This is a genomic window from uncultured Roseobacter sp. (assembly GCF_947488185.1).
Taxonomy (GTDB): Bacteria; Pseudomonadota; Alphaproteobacteria; order Rhodobacterales; family Rhodobacteraceae; genus Roseobacter.
The window spans coordinates 209,761-225,474 of record NZ_CANKYM010000003.1 but is presented as its reverse complement, the minus strand read 5'-3'; the positions used below and the strand labels follow the sequence as shown (position 1 = coordinate 225,474).

Sequence of the window (15,714 nt, the reverse complement as noted above, 5' to 3'; positions counted from 1 at the left end):
GATAGGACGACCCGACTTGGCACCGGGTCGTCCATCAGCAGGGGCTTATTGGTAGCCTTCCGGGAACGGATCCGGCTCAACCAGCTCTGCGGTTTCGAACACAACCTCATATTGGCCATCCGCCTGCGCGCGTCCGACGCGGGTCTTCGACCACAGGTGGTGGTTTTCATGCACTTTCACATAGCCCTCAGGCGCAGTTGTCATCTCGATGCCAGGTGACGCCTCGCGCACCTTGTCCACGTCAAAGCTACCGGCTTTTTCAACAGCCGCTTTCCACAGCCATGGGCCAAGATATGCAGCTTGTGTCACATCGCCGATCACGATGTCATCGCCCCACATCTTCTTGAATTCTTCCACAAATTTAAGGTTGTTCTCATTCTCAAGCGACTGGAAGTACTTCATGCAGGCATATGCGCCTTCGATGTTCTCGCCGCCAATGCCGCGGATTTCGTCCTCGGTTACGGAAATAGTCAGAACGATGGGCTTCTCTGCTGCCGGATCAATCCCCGCTGCGATCAGCTGCTTGTAGAAGGCCACGTTCGAGCCGCCCACGACAATCGCGTAGATCACGTCAGGCTTGCGCAAACGGATCTTGTTGATGACGGAATTAAACTGCGTATGGCCGAGGGGGTAGTATTCCTCGCCCACGACCTTGCAGCCTTCCATGAAGTTTTCGATATGCTTGCGGGCGATCTTGTTGGAGGTGCGCGGCCAGATGTAGTCGGACCCCAGTAGATAAAAGCTCTTCGCGCCCTTGGTCTGGTTGACCCAGTCAAGGCCCGCGATGATCTGCTGTGTGGCCTCTTGGCCGGTGTAGATGACGTTGGGGCTCTCTTCGAGGCCTTCATAGAAGGTCGGGTAATACAGGAAGCCGTTATGCTGCTCGAAGACGGGAAGGACGGCCTTGCGGCTGGCGGAGGTCCAGCAGCCCATAACGGACGCGACCTTGTCGTTGACCAGCAATTTGCGGGCTTTCTCAGCGAATGTCGGCCAGTCAGATGCGCCATCTTCTTGAATATACTCAATCTTGCGGCCCAGGATGCCGCCTTGTGCGTTGATTTGGTCAATCGCGAGTTTCTCAGCCTGAACAGAACCCGTCTCTGAAATCGCCATCGTGCCCGTGACAGAGTGCAAAATACCGATGGTCACGGTGTCGTCGGTAACAGCCAGGCCCGTCGTGTTGATCTCAGCCGTTGGGAAATCAGCCGCTTTGAGGTTTTTGGGCAAGAACAAAGCCGCGCTGAGCGCTGTGCCCCCGGCTAGAACCTCACGCCGGCTTAACCCTGTGGATCTCTTCTTTGGTGTCTCGTCTGACATATCGCCTCCTTCGCAAAGCGCTTAAAGAATGGGCGATTCTGGCTCGCCCCCCACGAATGAGCATCCGGGCGATCATGGCGACGCTGTATACGTCAATTGACGTATATGCCTGCGCGTTTTGCGCAGTAGGGTTGTGGCCACGCTGAATGGGGGTATTTGGGGCGCAAGAACCGGCACGGTCCGAACTTGCGAAATGCGCTCGCGTATAAGGACACCACAATGGTTAGGGCGCTAGGGGCGACGCGCGAGAAGCGGACTTATAACCGCTGGGTCGCCAATGAAACGATGGAGGACTTCGCCCTGCGCTTCACCGCGCGGCGCGCGCGCCGTTGGGGCTATGGTCGGGTCGCAAACACCGCTATCGGGTCAATCTCTTTCCTGGCTCTCGAAGCCATCGGCGCAGCGATCACGCTGACCTATGGGTTCGATATCGCCATTGTTGCCATTATGGTTGTGGGCGCTTTGCTGTTTCTGACGGGCTTGCCCATCTCTTACTATGCCGCGCGCTACGGCCTCGATATCGACTTGATGACGCGCGGGGCGGGCTTTGGCTATATCGGCTCAACGCTGACCTCTCTGATCTACGCTTCTTTCACCTTCATATTCTTCGCACTGGAGGCAGCGATCCTAGCTTTGGCGCTGGAATTCACCCTCGGGGTGCCGCTTTTCTTTGGCTATGTGGCAAGCTCTCTGGTGGTGATCCCGCTTGTGATCAACGGGTTTTCAAAGATCTCGACCTTTCAAACCTGGACCCAGCCGCTTTGGGTCCTTCTGCATATTCTGCCTTTCGTTTTTCTGGCCTTCGCAGGTTATGATATCGACAATTGGACATCGTTTTCCGGGCCAGAGCAAGCCTCCGACGCATCTCGGCTTTTGATGTTTGGCGCGGCCTCGGGCGTGGTTTTCTCGCTCGTTGCGCAAATCGGGGAGCAGGTGGATTTCCTGCGGTTTCTGAAGGAACCCAAGACGACGTCAGAAAAACGCAAATGGTGGCTTGCCCTGCTTGCTGCGGGGCCCGGCTGGTCGATCCTGGGTGTGCTGAAGATGGTTGCGGGCTCCTACCTCGTCACGCTCGCCATTCGGGAGGGTGTGGCGAGTGAGGACGCCTCCGACCCGACCCGCATGTACCATGTGGCTTTTGATCAGCTGATCAATTCGCCCTACCTGGTTCTCGCGCTGACAGGTCTCTTCGTGATCCTGTCGCAGCTCAAGATTAACGTCACCAACGCCTATGCGGGATCAATCGCTTGGTCGAATTTCTTCTCGCGGCTGACCCACTCTCACCCGGGCCGTGTGGTCTGGCTGGTCTTCAACGTCTGCATCGCGTTAATGCTGATGGAGCTGGGCGTCTTCACCGGGTTAGAGCATGTGTTGGGCGTCTATTCCCATGTCGCCGTTGCTTGGATTGGCGCGCTGGTTTCCGATCTGGTTATCAACAAACCGCTAGGCCTTAGCCCTAAAGGTATCGAGTTCCGGCGCGCACATCTTTACGACATCAACCCAGTTGGCATTGGCTCTATGCTTGCTGCCTGCCTTTTGGCCTTCTTGTCCTACGGCGGTGTTTTTGGCCCGATGTTGCAGGCTTTTTCCTCTTTCGTGGCGCTTGGATCAGCATTTGTGCTTGCGCCAATTCTTGCGTGGGCCACGCGCGGCAAATACTACATCGCGCGGCCCAGCGAAGACCTGATCCCCGAATTGCACTCCTGCACCGTGTGCGAATTCCGGTTCGATGCTGAGGACATGGCAAATTGCCCGTTCCATGCGGGCCCGATTTGCTCGCTCTGCTGCACGTTGGAGACCGCATGCCATGATGTGTGCAAGCCGCATGCAAGGTTCGACTACGTCCTCAAGAACTGGTTATTTTCCTATCTTCCGACCCAAGTTGCGCGCGCGCTTATGACGCGACACGCGCATTTCGCAATTGCAACGATTGTGATCTCATTGACCTTCGGCGTTGTGCTCGGCCTCGTGCGCAACTCTGCAAATGCCCCCAATTTCGACGGTGTTCTGACAGTAATCTTTAGTACGGTCAGTATCGTCATAGGTATTTCTGTTTGGATGTACCTACTTAGCGGTGAAAGCCGCCGAAATGCGACGGCGGAAGCAGAGCGCCAGACTGAGCGCCTGCTAAAAGAAATCCGCGCCCATGAGCGCACCGACCGCGCTTTGCAACAAGCAAAGGACAAAGCTGAGGCGGCAAATCTAGCCAAGACGCGCTACATGTCAGGTCTCAGCCATGAACTGCGCACGCCTTTAAATGCGATCTACGGCTTCGCGCAGCTCCTCGAAAAAGACGCGGATCTGGAAAATTGGCGTCCCTCACTGACCAGCATCCGCCGCTCCAGTGAGCATCTTGCCGGGCTGATCGACGGTCTGCTTGATATCGCCCGGATCGAAGCCGGACGGCTGGAGATTATGCGTGACCAGATCAATCTGCGGGTCTTGCTGACACAGGTGGCCTCGATCTTCGAGGAGGAGGCGCACAAAAAGAGCATCAATTTCGAACTGCGCGCCGAAGGGCTTCTGCCAGCTTTCGTCCGCTCTGACGAAAAACGCCTGCGCCAGATCATCATCAACCTGCTTTCAAACGCGATCCGCTACACTGAGGAAGGCGCCGTGACATTCAAGCTGACCTATCGCAACGAGGTCGCGATCATCGAGGTCGCCGACAGCGGTATCGGCATCGCGCCTGAGCATATTGATCGCATCTGGCGCCCCTTTGAACGGGGGGAACGTCGTGACATCCAAGGCTCCGGACTTGGTCTGACAATCACCAAGCTGCTGGTTGAAATATTGGGGGGCGAAATCGAGGTTGAAAGCGCTGTCGGCGTCGGTAGCACCTTCCGTGTCCGCCTGATGCTGCCTTCCGTTACGCCAAGCGTATTCGACCCCGATACTATGGGCCCCGAAAGCAATGCCCTGCCTATTAACGGCTATGAGGGCCCGCGCAAAACCATTCTGGTGGTCGATGACGATTTCAACCACCTTGCGCTAGCTGAAAATTTTCTAACCAAATACGGCTTCGTCGTCCTCTGCGCTTCCTCTGTTGATATGGCGGAAACGATGTTGGGGGACGCGGTCCCAAACATCCTGCTGCTCGATATAGATATGCCAGGTCGCGATGGTTGGAGCTTCGCGCGCGACCTACGTGCGGGTCGCCACCAAAACACCCCAATCATCATGATCTCTGGCCACGCCAATGAGGAAGGTCTGCACCGCACCGAAATCGGTCTGCATGACGCGTTTTTCGCCAAACCCTACAATCTGGACGAACTTCTTTTGCAAATTGCCGAGCTGCTCAAAGTCAAGCTGATCATGGACAAAAACCAGGCGGCTCCCGTCCTCAGGAGCCTCACTGAAAACGAGCGCAAGACTCTGCTTGATGCCGCAGAGATCGGCCATGCGAGCGCGCTTCGTGCAACCCTTGATGATCTGCGAGTAGCAGGCGTCGGGCCGGCGTCGCTGATGCGCGCGCTCGATGCCTGTTTGGAACAATTCGACATGGAGGGCCTCGCCCGCTTGCTTGAGGATCACCATGAAGACGCTTGAAACAGGGGACAAAAGCATCGCGCTCGTCGTCGACGACAACCCGGATTCTCTGGGGATGGTCTCAAGCGCGCTAGAGGCGCAAGGCATGACCGTATTGGTTGCGCGCGACGGACATTCGGCCATCAAGCTAACCCACCGGGTGCACCCAGATGTCATCCTGATGGATGCGCTTATGCCCGATATCGACGGGTTCGAGACTTGCCGCAGGCTCAAATCCGGGCCCAACCCGACCCTGGCTCCGATCATATTCATGACTGGGCTTTGCGATCAGGAACATGTGGTCAAAGGCCTGCAAGCGGGCGGCGTGGATTACATCACCAAACCCGTGGTGATTGAGGAAATGATCGCGCGCCTCAGCACCCATGTCGTTAACTCCCGTATGCTTCAAAGCGCACGGGAGGCAATTGACGCCTTTGAACGACCGGTCCTCGCCTTCGACGAGGATGCAGAATTTGTCTGGGGCTCCAAGAGCGCAATGGAATTGTTGGAAAGCAGCGACTTCAACCCTAGTGCCCCAGGTTTTTTACTTTGGCTTCTCAACTGTGTCGCGCGGCCCGTGTCAGAGATCAGCCCGCATACAGGCGACGGTGTCGTCGCTCACTTCATGGGGCTTTCTGCCACGCGGGAGATATTGATCAAACTCGTTGTAGAAGATGGCCCCACCCGCGGTGATCTTTTGCAGAGCGCCTTCAACCTCACGGCGCGCGAGGCGGAGGTATTGTACTGGCTCACACTCGGCAAAACCAATCGCGACATCAGTGCCATCCTCGCGCTAAGCGCGCGGACGGTGAACAAACATCTTGAGCAGGTATTCCAGAAAATGGGCGTCGACAACCGCACATCCGCCGCAGTTCTTGCCGACCGCCTGCTCCACACGCGCGCGTCGCTTTAGAGCACGTCAAAACCAATTGTCGACCAACTTAAGCATCCGAACAGTCAATATATGAACCCAGTGTTGTTCGCCTAGGACGGGCCAAAAAGACTAGCCGTTTATGTGTTAGTTTAAATTGACGGCAGGTCGATCGAAAGGCTTTCTTTTCACAAAACAACACTGATTGTCTCAAGGCTCTTCGGGCGAGCACTTGCTTCTGGAGAGGAGCTTATAAGCCAAAAAGACCAACTCCAGCCCAGTCCGTCAACGCCCATGCGACCTTCCGACCGCGCGTCGACTCTTTCGCCAATGTCCGCATACGCAGGTGCTGTCCTTAAAATTCGCTAGCGCAGCGAAGGTCCGCTTTTCCGCCCTCTATGGAAAAACAACGTGTTGCGGGCGCAGCAAGAGGGGCACTGAACTGAGCGAGAACGCCTTTCCAATCAGGCTTTGCACGCTTGCTGCAGTGCAGGAAAGATCTTTGCCAGTTTGCGAAGGTTCTGGGCAGTGGCGGCGAGGAGGAATTCGTCGTTCGCGACGCATGGCCCGCGTAATCACAGCCGTCCCAGTCTGAGAATGCGCTTCAGGTGCGCGAAGAGAATCTCAACCTTCTTTCGGAGCTTCATCGAGATATCGTACTGGCAGGTCTTCCCCAGAATGAGATCGAGGCCTTGGGACAGTTAGAGCAAGCCAAGATCACAGTACATCTTACTCCAAGTGGACAGCCAAATCGCCTTCTTGACTTGAGATAGTCGTCAACCAAGGCGATGTTCTTTTAGGCGCACGCCAGACAAGCTGGGCAGATCTGCAGCAGAAAACAACAACAACCCGAAGTCCAAGCCCCGTGACAACAATGACCCTGCAGCGCAACGGGGTGCGAATAACCCGCGTGTCGGAATGGCGCTGGAAGGACCCAGACCGATTTTTGCGCCCGTGACCTGCGAGACAAACCGGAATGACTGCAGGAGCTGTGTTCCGATGCGGACAACCACCCCTCAACTGGCTTCTTTTCTACAATTTCGCGCGCGGATAAGAAGTGGTACAGCTACCCGTCTGATGGGTGCGCATGAACTATTGAGCGCCCTGATCCGAACATACGGAGCAACTATAGCTTTGCTTTATACCACCGGACCACCGCAACGCCTCGCCCCCAAAAAAAGATATTCGGAAACCTGCGCGCCAATTTGTGATTTGGCCCACCGGTTCCATGTCATCTGATCGTAGCGATTGAACTACCCCTCCCCGGATCTGGAGCGCTCCAGGTCCAAAAATAACTGATCCGCAATCACTCCAAGGGTCTCATTTGACGCCGATGCGAGTTTCACGGCCTCTTCGATGGTCGCCTCGTCCAACTGAATAACCTGAGCCCATCCTGCAGCTCCTCCACCCAACTTCTGAATAAGAATGCGCTCGAGTTTGCCTTTCTTGTTTGCCAAGCTCTCGCCTTCGGATTTGGCGGTCCCTCTTGCATTCTGAGCACGATTTTGGAGGCGCTGTTTTCTCTGCCGATACTTCTTTGGTTCATTCTCTGATTTACCGGAAGCTTCTTTCCGCCGCTGGAGACATTTTTTTTCCGCTAGTCGGTACTCGTCCGTCGAACCAGTGAATAGTGTGAGCACGTAGTAGTTGCGAGGTGGGCTTTCCGGGCCTTTTCTGGTCTTGACGAGACCGGCAAGCTCAAGGTCCCGAAGAGCGTTCCGAACGGTCCGCGTTGTGCAGTTCAGAGCCGCTGCGAGGAGCTCTTCACCAGGGTAGCACTGACCTGTCTGATTGTTATGGTGATATAGAAGGCGAAAGAATAGCAGATGCGCTCGGGACGGCAGGTCATGCCGAACAAGCGCCAACTGAGCCGCTCGCCACTTGTTCAGCAGAGATTCCTTTGGCGCCGTCATTGATCAGAGGTCTGCTGATCCAGCCAGACGAGAATGTCCGAGACCCGATATCGAACGAGACGTCCAATGCGGACGAGACGTGGGCCGTTCTGCCGCGCGACTGCGAGTTCCAAGAACCGCTTAGGGATGCCAAACCGCGCCTCCACCTCTTCTCGCGACAGCAGGCGATCCTCAGAACCCCTCGATGATGTATGCTGAATGCGACTTTCCATGTCAGGAAAGATCATCCAGCTTCATCGAGTTGAATAATCTGGAGGGTCTAGTTTCTCCCCTCCATTATTTTAAAGCTCTGATTTCATTTATAGAAACACGCCTATCAGCCGGAATCGCTCCCTTCTTCCCCTTCTTCGGAAAGTCGCATGTCACTCAGATTTCTTGAACAGCGTTGACCGAGAGATCAAATTTCTCCTGGGCGACCGCCTTGGGGTCGCCGCTTGCCGTTCTCTTGCCTTGAGCGGCAAAATAGGCCCCAGTCTCATTGATCCAAAGTTTGGCTGCCGCCCTCCTTTTTGGGAGGGTATCAAAATCGTCAAACCAGTTTCCGGGCAAATCCCGGGAAAAGAGGTAGGAGTATCCTCTCTCTTTCGAATAGGTACGCCGTAGATCAACGGTTGATGGAGGGATGTACCGCTCACCACCAAGCGTGGTTTGAGCACAGATAATCCGGCCTTCCGAGAACGCTTTTTCGATGGTTGCTGCCACTATGTCTTCTATCTCCTGCAAGGCCTCATAGAGCCTCCGCCATGGCGGTTGCACGCGAAGATATTCCCAGTCACCTCCCACGTACAGAATTCGTTCCGATGGGCGCGGAACCAGGTTTTCGCCCTTCAGTGTCGTATCGCTCCACTCGACGAATGAACGGACCAGCTGACCGTTGTGTTTCACATAGTGGCGAAAGACCAAATCAATCTGCTGAAACAAGTTGGCAAACCTTCCTCACACCCGCTCAAATATATCTCAGACTATCGTCTCAATTGTCTCTTGTCTTCGCACCAGCGGAGCGGATACCCGTCTGCGATATTCTGGCGGATGCCTGCGGAAAAGAGCCGCTCGTTGATCCTTTGCATGCGCTTAGGCACATCCGTCGGCGGTCCCAAAGATGCAAGGTCTGCTGCTCGATACTTGAGAAGATCAGCGAGTTCGGTTGGAGCAAACCTCTGCCCAGGAGCAAGTTGATCAGTGCCCTTTGTCAGCAGCCGCACTGCATTTTCGTGCTCGACATCTTGGGTCTCCGTGTCACCCGAAGCGGTATCGAGCACTAGCCTATACTCAGCCAATTGTTCGCCTCCCGAGTCTCGCCTTCAACTCCTGGCACACCGTCTCAATCGGCGGTCGCAACGCTTCCAGGCTGGGTTTCACGTACCTCTGACCGGTGATCGATAGCGGCGTATGGTTGAGCAGGCGTCCAACGACCTCTTCCAGCACACCCGCCTCCATTGCGACGGTCGCAAAGGTGCGACGGTGCGCATGTGGGCCCCATCGCATGCGCTGTGGTGCAGACAACCGCCCCTCAGGGTTCTTTGGAGATGGAAATACCCACGTCGAACTCAAACCCCGCATAGGTGCCAAGATCTCGTGGTGGACTTGCAGAATTGGCAGATCAAAGCTCCGACCGTTCTTGGTCATCGGCAAATGAATGCGATCCTCGTACACGTTCTTCCACTCCAGCGTCAGGGCTTCAGTTTTGCGCAGCCCGGTGAAGAGCGCCAGTTCATAGAACACTCTGTGAATAGGATTGTGCAGACCGTCCAGATCCTCTGACCATGCCCCGAAATCATCGATGGTGGTGCCCGCTGGTGTCTCTTCATACCATTCGATCGCCATGGTTGGGCATTCGGGCAGGTCGTGGATGCGCCGCGCATGGTTCCAGACTGTCCGGAAATACTTGAGTGTGTGGTTGGCCGCTGATGGCGTGGCAGACATGGCGCGATGGCGATCAACCACCATAGACTTTGAGATCTCATCAATCGGCAACCTCAGCCAGTCTTTGAGGTGCAATTCGAATTGTTGGCGCAAGGTGGTCTTATGTGCGTCAGACCGCAGTTTCGGCCGTGCGAGATAGCTCTCCATTGCGACTGTCAAAGTCGGGGCTCCCATCTGGATCCGCTTTCCGGCGCCCCTGCCCCACTCCAACGCAAAGCCAAGGGCTGTCTGCCGCGCTGCGTCAGCGGAGATGACGGGGTAGCGCCCAATCAACTGCCTCCGTGTTTGACCCCCGACGTCCTTCTGAAAATACCAGGTCTTGGATCGCTTCCCGACGAAGAGCACGAGACCCTTTATCTCGCTGTCCCAGTGCTTATCCGTACCTGTTTTAGTAGGTGGTAACTTGCGAGCGAAGGCCTCTGTAAGCTTTGGCATTTTGTCGGCTTTTTGTCGGAAACAGCATGAAAAGCGGCAATACAGCATGAAGCCGTATGTGGTATATTATCAAATAAAATGAAATAATTAGCAAGAGTATGATACTCAATGAAACTAATACTCTTTGCTTGGAAGGCTAAGGTCTTACCACTACACAACGCCCGCTCAACGAATTTAGATAGTATTTCATAGCTATGTGGGCGTCAAGTGGCACCACTGAAGGATTGTAATGGTAGACTTGTTGACCGTCACTTTCGGCCCAATAAGAGACATTCATCGCAGTCACTGGTGCCACACTGCAGCTTCACCAGACCGGCCATTCGCTGCGGGTGCAAAATCCTAGACTATTAGACTCACAGTCTGCGGAAATTGCTGCAGTTGAAATCTGCCACGTGAAGGATCCCTCTACGCGGTCACCTGTCACACCCATTGTGACGTCGCAACATCTCCGAGTCATGACCTTCGGGGATCTGTGCGCAGGGATCGTCGGTGTAGCCTCGCAGGTCGTTGTATCGTTCAACTTGCTGGGCGCTCAGAACTTCCAGCGTCTCAAGATGACGCGACAAATGTACAAATCGGAGATTGCTGCGCGCTTGACCGGCTGCACTAACCAAAGTCTCTAACTTGGCAGCATCGAGGCCTCCGTTTGAGAAGGCTATATCCAAAGCGCGTTCCGCAGCGATGAAAACAGTTCCTGCAGCGATGGCTTCGACCTGCATGGCCGTGAAAATTTCCTCCACGCGCGTGCGCTGCTCTGGTGATAAACCCAAGTCTTCTGCATGCTCCAAAACGTGCGCTGGCCCCGGATGCCCGTTCAATTCGGCGGCAAGCGCAAAACCCCAACCACGTCCCGCTTCGAGATCGGCAATATCGCTCTCTGACAGGGTTGCGATGTCCCGGGATTCCAGCCCCGCATAATGCGCATGGCTGTCATCGGCGAGAACGGGGGTGCTCAACACTGACGCCGCGAACCCAATAACAATGTGTCTTCTCATGATCCGATCCCGTTTTCAGAGGACTTCTCATGGCGCGCGCCGCTATCACATGATTATGATCATGTCATGGACGATTTTCTGACAGCGCTTTTTGACCATGGGGAACCAATGGAAATAGATGCCGGCGCTTATCTGTTTCATGCGGGTGACCCGGTGCGCTTTGTACATCTCGTTGAGACAGGGGGCATTCATCTGGAACGGACGCAGATCAGTGGCCAAGTCATGTGCTTTCAAAGAGCGCTTCCGGGTGACATCCTCGCGGAGGCGTCAATCTATGCCGCAGCCTATCACTGCGACGCCAAGGTTATCGAACCGGCGCGCCTGAGAAAGCTTCGCTTCGGGCGTTTGATGGAAATGCTGGAGGCTGATCCTGAGACATCAACGGCTTGGGCCGCACATTTGGCACGGACCGTGCAAACGACCCGCCTGCTTGCGGAAATCAGAGGGTTGAAGACGGTCGAACAGCGCCTTGATGCCTGGATTGATCACAATGGCGCACTGCCCGCGAAGGGTCATTGGCAAACCGTGGCGCAGGAATTGGCGGTCACGCCAGAGGCCCTTTACCGCGAAATCGCGCGCCGCCGCAGCGCGCGGTGATCCGAAAGCCGCACGACTTAGCGCTGCGCCTCATCCTGCGCCGTGACTTGTGCCTGGTGCGCACGTTCCCGCTCCGGCCACTGGGTTTTGATCCATTCGAGGACGTCGCGCAGTTCATCCTCGGAATAGGTGTCTCCGAAGCCCGGCATGTTGCTTTCATAGCCTCTGCCGACGACCGCGGCCGTGCCACGCATGGTGATGTCCAAAAGCACCCGGTCGGAGTGGTGCCACGTGTGACCGGTCGCATCATGCGGTGGTGCTGGCAGCCTGCCATCCGGTCCGGGGGATCGCCAGTTCGGCTCGCCTTGCAGATTTGCGCCATGGCAGGCGGCACAAGCCTCCGCATAGATCGCTTCTCCGCGGGCCAGGTTTGGTTGATCGCTCACAGCAAGCGGCACCGACCCGCCCGTCAGAAATATTCCGGAGAGTGCGGCCAGCAACAGCAAAGCGCCAGACAACATGATCCATTTCCTCATTCAGCGGATACCTCTCACTGTGTTTACGGTTTTGTACATCTGGGCTCGGCGGTCGCGGCGCACGCCCCCATGACGTTTTGAACTCTACTACCGCTCGTAATGCGGCCTCCGGTTACTGGAAGGTCAAGCGAGATTTTGCTATTGACCTTCCAGTAACGGGAGGCTGCACAAATACATCCGGCAGGCTCCCGGCCCATAGATCGCGGAGACGAGTCGCCTGCGAGCGATCTGCTCGCAAAGACGGCAACATTGTCGTGCGTAATCGAAGAAGGAAGTTTCAAAATGAAACGCGAACTCACGGCAATCGCCATCCTCCTATCTCTGAGCGGGGCCGCGGCTGCGCATTCCGAAAAGCAGGGCACAACGCCGGTGAACGGCGCACAACTGACCGAAACGCCGGAAATGATCCACATGGTGTTCGACGACCCGATGCGCATCACCCTGGTGCGATTGGTGGATGCCGAAGGCTCAGAGATGCCCATGGAGCGTGAGACCGGGTTGGAGCCAACACTTGAGTTCCACGCGGAGCCAGAACCACTGGCACCGGGAAATTATACCGTGGAGTGGCGCGGTCTGGCCTCGGACGGTCATGCAATGCAAGGCAGCTTCTCCTTCGAGTTGGCGAACTGACCCGCGATGATGGCAACCCTCGCCATTGCCGACAGCGTCACATGGCTGTCTATCATCGTGAAGGCGTTTGCCTATGCTGCGACGCTGGTTGCTGTCGGCAGTGTGTTGGTGGTCGTCTCCTTGCAATGCGTGAGTGAGAACGGACGCGCAGCGCTACGTCGAACTGCGGTTCTGTCAGCGCTCGCAGCAGCCGTCTTTACCGGGCTGCGGCTTCCTGTGCGGGCCAGCTTCCTCTTGGGCGGCAAATGGGACGGCGCGGTAGATCCCATGATCCTCGGAATGGTGGCGGAGAGCCCGCTTGGAACAAGTGCAGCTGTGCGCCTTGCGGGGCTTGCGCTCATTTTCTGTATCCTGTGGCGCGCGCGGGCTGGCCACATCCTCGCACTTGTGGGCGCATTTCTTGCGTCCGCCTCCTTTGCGCTCCGCGGTCACGCGCTCGGCGAGCCGCAGGTGATCCTTGGCGGGCTCATCACCTTGCACATACTGTGCCTCGCTTTCTGGGTCGGTGCCTTCGCGCCGCTCCTGCGTGCGACACGGCGCGACCCACCCGCAAGCGCGGGAGCCTTGGCACATGAGTTCGGTCGCCGGGCGCTTTGGGTTGTCGGCCTGCTCGTCGTTGCGGGTGGGCTGGTCCTTATGCTTCTGGGTGCTGTGACACCATCCGCTCTGTCCAGCCCCTATGGCCAGATGTTTGCGATCAAGCTCATTCTCTTTGCGGGTGTCCTGTCTCTGGCTGCGGTGAACAAACTGAAACTGACACCTGCGCTTCTGACATCGACGCCGGGCACGCGCAGGCGGCTCCGCCGATCAATTGGTTTTGAAGTGGCGCTTGTGGCCGGTATCCTGATCACGACCGCAGCGCTCACCACTGTCTCATCGCCACCCGGCGACGGAGAGAGCGAACAGGCATCATTGGATACGCGACCGGCTGCGTCGGCGCGTCACACGTTGGGAGACGCTTCATGACACGTCTTAACCGCAGGCAGTTCCATCAGTCACTCTTGGCGTCTGCAGCCGCTGCATCTTTGCCAACCTTTGCGAGTGCAGAAGCCACGCCAATCCTCAACGCGCGGGTGAGCAGCGCGCGGCTTGCACCAGCCAAGTATCCGGAGACGCGCATTTGGGGGTATGATGGCCTGACGCCCGGCCCGGTCCTGCGCGCGCGTCAGGGGGAGCGGATGACACTGCTATTCCGGAATGACCTTCCGCAGGCATCATCAGTCCACTGGCACGGCATCCGCATCGAAAACGCCATGGACGGTGTGGCTGGCATGACGCAGTCTGCTGTCGAGCCGGGTGCAGACTTCCTCTACGACTTCGCGCTGCCCGACGCTGGCACCTACTGGTATCACCCACACAACCGCACGTATGAGCAGATGGCGCGAGGACTTTATGGTGCCTTGATTGTCGATGAGGCCACAGGCGCGCCGGAGGTCGATCTTGACGAGGTGCTATTACTCGACGACTGGCGCCTGACGGATGAGGCCCAGATCGCCGAGGGTTTCGGGAACATGCGCGATTGGTCCCATGGCGGACGGATCGGCAACTGGATCACAGTGAATGGCGATGGGGCCTGGGCGCGAGACGTGCCCCGGCATTCACGGATGCGTCTTCGTCTGATCAACACAGCAAATGCGCGGATTTTCTCGCTCGATACGAAGGGCTTGGAAGGCTGGGTCCTGGCACTTGATGGCATGCCGCTGGAGGCACCGCAGCCATTGGGAGACCTCGTTCTTGCGCCAGCGCAGCGGGCGGACCTGATTGTCGATGTGATTGCGGATGAGGGAGAGGAAGCCTTCCTTGTGAGCGTTGAGTCCGACGGCGGCTACGCCATCGCGGCTTTCCCGGTCGGCGGCGCTGTCCGACAGGAGCGCTTGGCCGAACCGACCGCCCTCCCGCCAAATCCCGTTCCCGCTCTCGGAGATCTAGGAACCGCCCGACACGCTGAATTGCGAATGGAAGGCGGCGCAATGGGTGGCATGCGCGGCGCGATGATGGGCGGTCAGATGACGGACATGCGGGACATGGCCGCCCAGGGCAAAGTCTGGGCCTTCAACGGCATGGCGGATATGGGCGACACCCCTTTGATCGACGCCAGTCGTGGTGAAACCGTGCGGATTACCATGACCAACGACACCGCCTGGCCGCACGGGATGCATTTGCACGGGCATCACTTCCGACAGATCGCTGCGGACGGTACCCTTGGCCCAATGCGTGACACGGTTTTGATGACCCGCGGCGAAACGGTCGAGATCGCCTTCGTTGCAGACAACCCAGGCGACTGGCTCTTGCATTGCCATATGCTGGAGCATTCCGCCGGAGGCATGATGACTTGGCTGCGTGTCTCGTAGCGCAAGGCTCAGTGATAACTCAAAGGAGATACATCTCATGGACCGCAGAGACTTTATCCTCATCAGCCTTGCCTCTGGCTTGAGCGCCGCGTCTATCGCTCGACCCGCGCTTGCAACTTCAGGCGAACTGGAGGTCTTCAAGACACCGACATGCGGCTGTTGCTCGGCCTGGGTCGATCACATGGTCCGCGCGGGGTTCAATGTCACCGCCAGTGACGTCGATCAGGAAACGCTTTGGGCTATGAAGGATCGCGCAGGCGTTACACCCGCGCTGAGTTCATGCCATACCGCCTTCATCGACGGTTACTTCGTGGAAGGCCATGTGCCTGCCGGAGACGTCCAGCGGTTGCTTATGGAGCGCCCGGATGCGCTCGGCCTGACGGTGCCCGGCATGCCGATTGGTTCACCGGGCATGGAAATGAGCGACCTACGCGATGCCTACGACACTTTGCTGGTTTTGCGCGATGGCTCAATCGAAGTATTTGAGAGCCATGCCTAAATTGGTGCGATATGGGACGGAGGAGACTGAATTCTATGGTTTCCGCTCTTCTAGTCGAGTTGCCCCGTTCTGAGGCGACCTGGGTAGTCCAATACCTGCATTCGTCGCATTACTGCGGTTTCTGCGAAGTGCAGCAATTTGGCGATTGGGCGCTCAATTGACCTCGGAGGCAGCGCAGC

13 protein-coding genes and 1 pseudogene are annotated in these 15,714 nt (G+C 56.9%); 7 read left to right on the top strand and 7 right to left on the bottom strand.

Annotation, left to right across the window (positions count from 1 at the left end; genetic code table 11):
- Nucleotides 1–45: 45 nt before the first annotated feature.
- On the bottom strand, nt 46–1,317 hold the full coding sequence (gene urtA, locus Q1A52_RS12240; protein ID WP_299605266.1) for an urea ABC transporter substrate-binding protein: 1,272 nt from the start codon (nt 1,315–1,317) through the stop codon (nt 46–48).
- 219 nt (nt 1,318–1,536) lie between these two features.
- On the opposite strand from urtA, the gene Q1A52_RS12235 reads away from it, so the two are divergent.
- Entirely contained in the window at nt 1,537–4,866 is a 3,330-nt protein-coding gene (locus tag Q1A52_RS12235; RefSeq protein ID WP_300015599.1) for an ATP-binding protein, read from the top strand.
- Nucleotides 4,853–5,758 (top strand): DNA-binding response regulator, encoded by a 906-nt coding sequence (locus Q1A52_RS12230; protein WP_300015596.1) that lies wholly within the window; start codon nt 4,853–4,855, stop codon nt 5,756–5,758. The genes Q1A52_RS12235 and Q1A52_RS12230 overlap by 14 nt, the downstream gene beginning before the upstream one ends.
- A 422-nt stretch (nt 5,759–6,180) precedes the next feature.
- Here the strand turns inward: Q1A52_RS12230 and Q1A52_RS12225 are convergent.
- The 5 genes and pseudogenes from Q1A52_RS12225 to Q1A52_RS12205 form a co-directional block, all read right to left on the bottom strand.
- A pseudogene (locus tag Q1A52_RS12225) lies at nt 6,181–6,378 on the bottom strand (IS5/IS1182 family transposase); the annotation flags it as partial.
- Nucleotides 6,379–6,969: 591 nt separating this feature from the next.
- Nucleotides 6,970–7,629: a helix-turn-helix domain-containing protein gene (locus tag Q1A52_RS12220; protein ID WP_300015593.1), complete on the bottom strand. Its 660-nt coding sequence runs from the start codon at nt 7,627–7,629 to the stop codon at nt 6,970–6,972.
- Nucleotides 7,630–7,995: 366 nt separating this feature from the next.
- A complete protein-coding gene (locus Q1A52_RS12215) occupies nt 7,996–8,550 on the bottom strand; it encodes a hypothetical protein (RefSeq protein WP_300015590.1) in 555 nt (184 codons plus the stop codon).
- Nucleotides 8,551–8,898: 348 nt separating this feature from the next.
- Nucleotides 8,899–9,987 carry an integrase family protein gene (locus tag Q1A52_RS12210; protein WP_300017289.1) on the bottom strand — a complete coding sequence of 363 codons (1,089 nt, stop codon included), beginning with the start codon at nt 9,985–9,987 and terminating at the stop codon, nt 8,899–8,901.
- Between the two features lie 413 nt (nt 9,988–10,400).
- Nucleotides 10,401–10,943 carry a periplasmic heavy metal sensor gene (locus Q1A52_RS12205; protein WP_300015587.1) on the bottom strand — a complete coding sequence of 181 codons (543 nt, stop codon included), beginning with the start codon at nt 10,941–10,943 and terminating at the stop codon, nt 10,401–10,403.
- 105 nt (nt 10,944–11,048) lie between these two features.
- Here Q1A52_RS12205 and Q1A52_RS12200 point away from each other — a divergent pair, with 105 nt between their 5' ends.
- Nucleotides 11,049–11,579 carry a Crp/Fnr family transcriptional regulator gene (locus tag Q1A52_RS12200; protein ID WP_300015584.1) on the top strand — a complete coding sequence of 177 codons (531 nt, stop codon included), beginning with the start codon at nt 11,049–11,051 and terminating at the stop codon, nt 11,577–11,579.
- A gap of 17 nt (nt 11,580–11,596) precedes the next feature.
- Here the strand turns inward: Q1A52_RS12200 and Q1A52_RS12195 are convergent, their stop codons facing one another.
- The gene (locus Q1A52_RS12195; protein WP_300015581.1) at nt 11,597–12,040 is read right to left on the bottom strand and encodes a cytochrome c; all 444 of its coding nucleotides are present in this window, start codon (nt 12,038–12,040) and stop codon (nt 11,597–11,599) included.
- A gap of 297 nt (nt 12,041–12,337) precedes the next feature.
- On the opposite strand from Q1A52_RS12195, the gene Q1A52_RS12190 reads away from it, so the two are divergent.
- From Q1A52_RS12190 to Q1A52_RS12175, 4 genes are read left to right on the top strand one after another with little or no spacing between them, the layout of a single operon-like run.
- Nucleotides 12,338–12,685, top strand: coding sequence for a copper resistance CopC family protein (locus Q1A52_RS12190; RefSeq protein WP_300015578.1), 348 nt, complete (start codon nt 12,338–12,340; stop codon nt 12,683–12,685).
- Between the two features lie 9 nt (nt 12,686–12,694).
- Nucleotides 12,695–13,651, top strand: coding sequence for a CopD family protein (locus Q1A52_RS12185; protein ID WP_300015575.1), 957 nt, complete (start codon nt 12,695–12,697; stop codon nt 13,649–13,651).
- Nucleotides 13,648–15,036 carry a multicopper oxidase family protein gene (locus Q1A52_RS12180; protein WP_300015572.1) on the top strand — a complete coding sequence of 463 codons (1,389 nt, stop codon included), beginning with the start codon at nt 13,648–13,650 and terminating at the stop codon, nt 15,034–15,036. The genes Q1A52_RS12185 and Q1A52_RS12180 overlap by 4 nt, the downstream gene beginning before the upstream one ends.
- Nucleotides 15,037–15,073: 37 nt before the next feature.
- On the top strand, nt 15,074–15,535 hold the full coding sequence (locus Q1A52_RS12175) for a DUF411 domain-containing protein (RefSeq protein WP_300015569.1): 462 nt from the start codon (nt 15,074–15,076) through the stop codon (nt 15,533–15,535).
- Nucleotides 15,536–15,714: the final 179 nt, after the last annotated feature.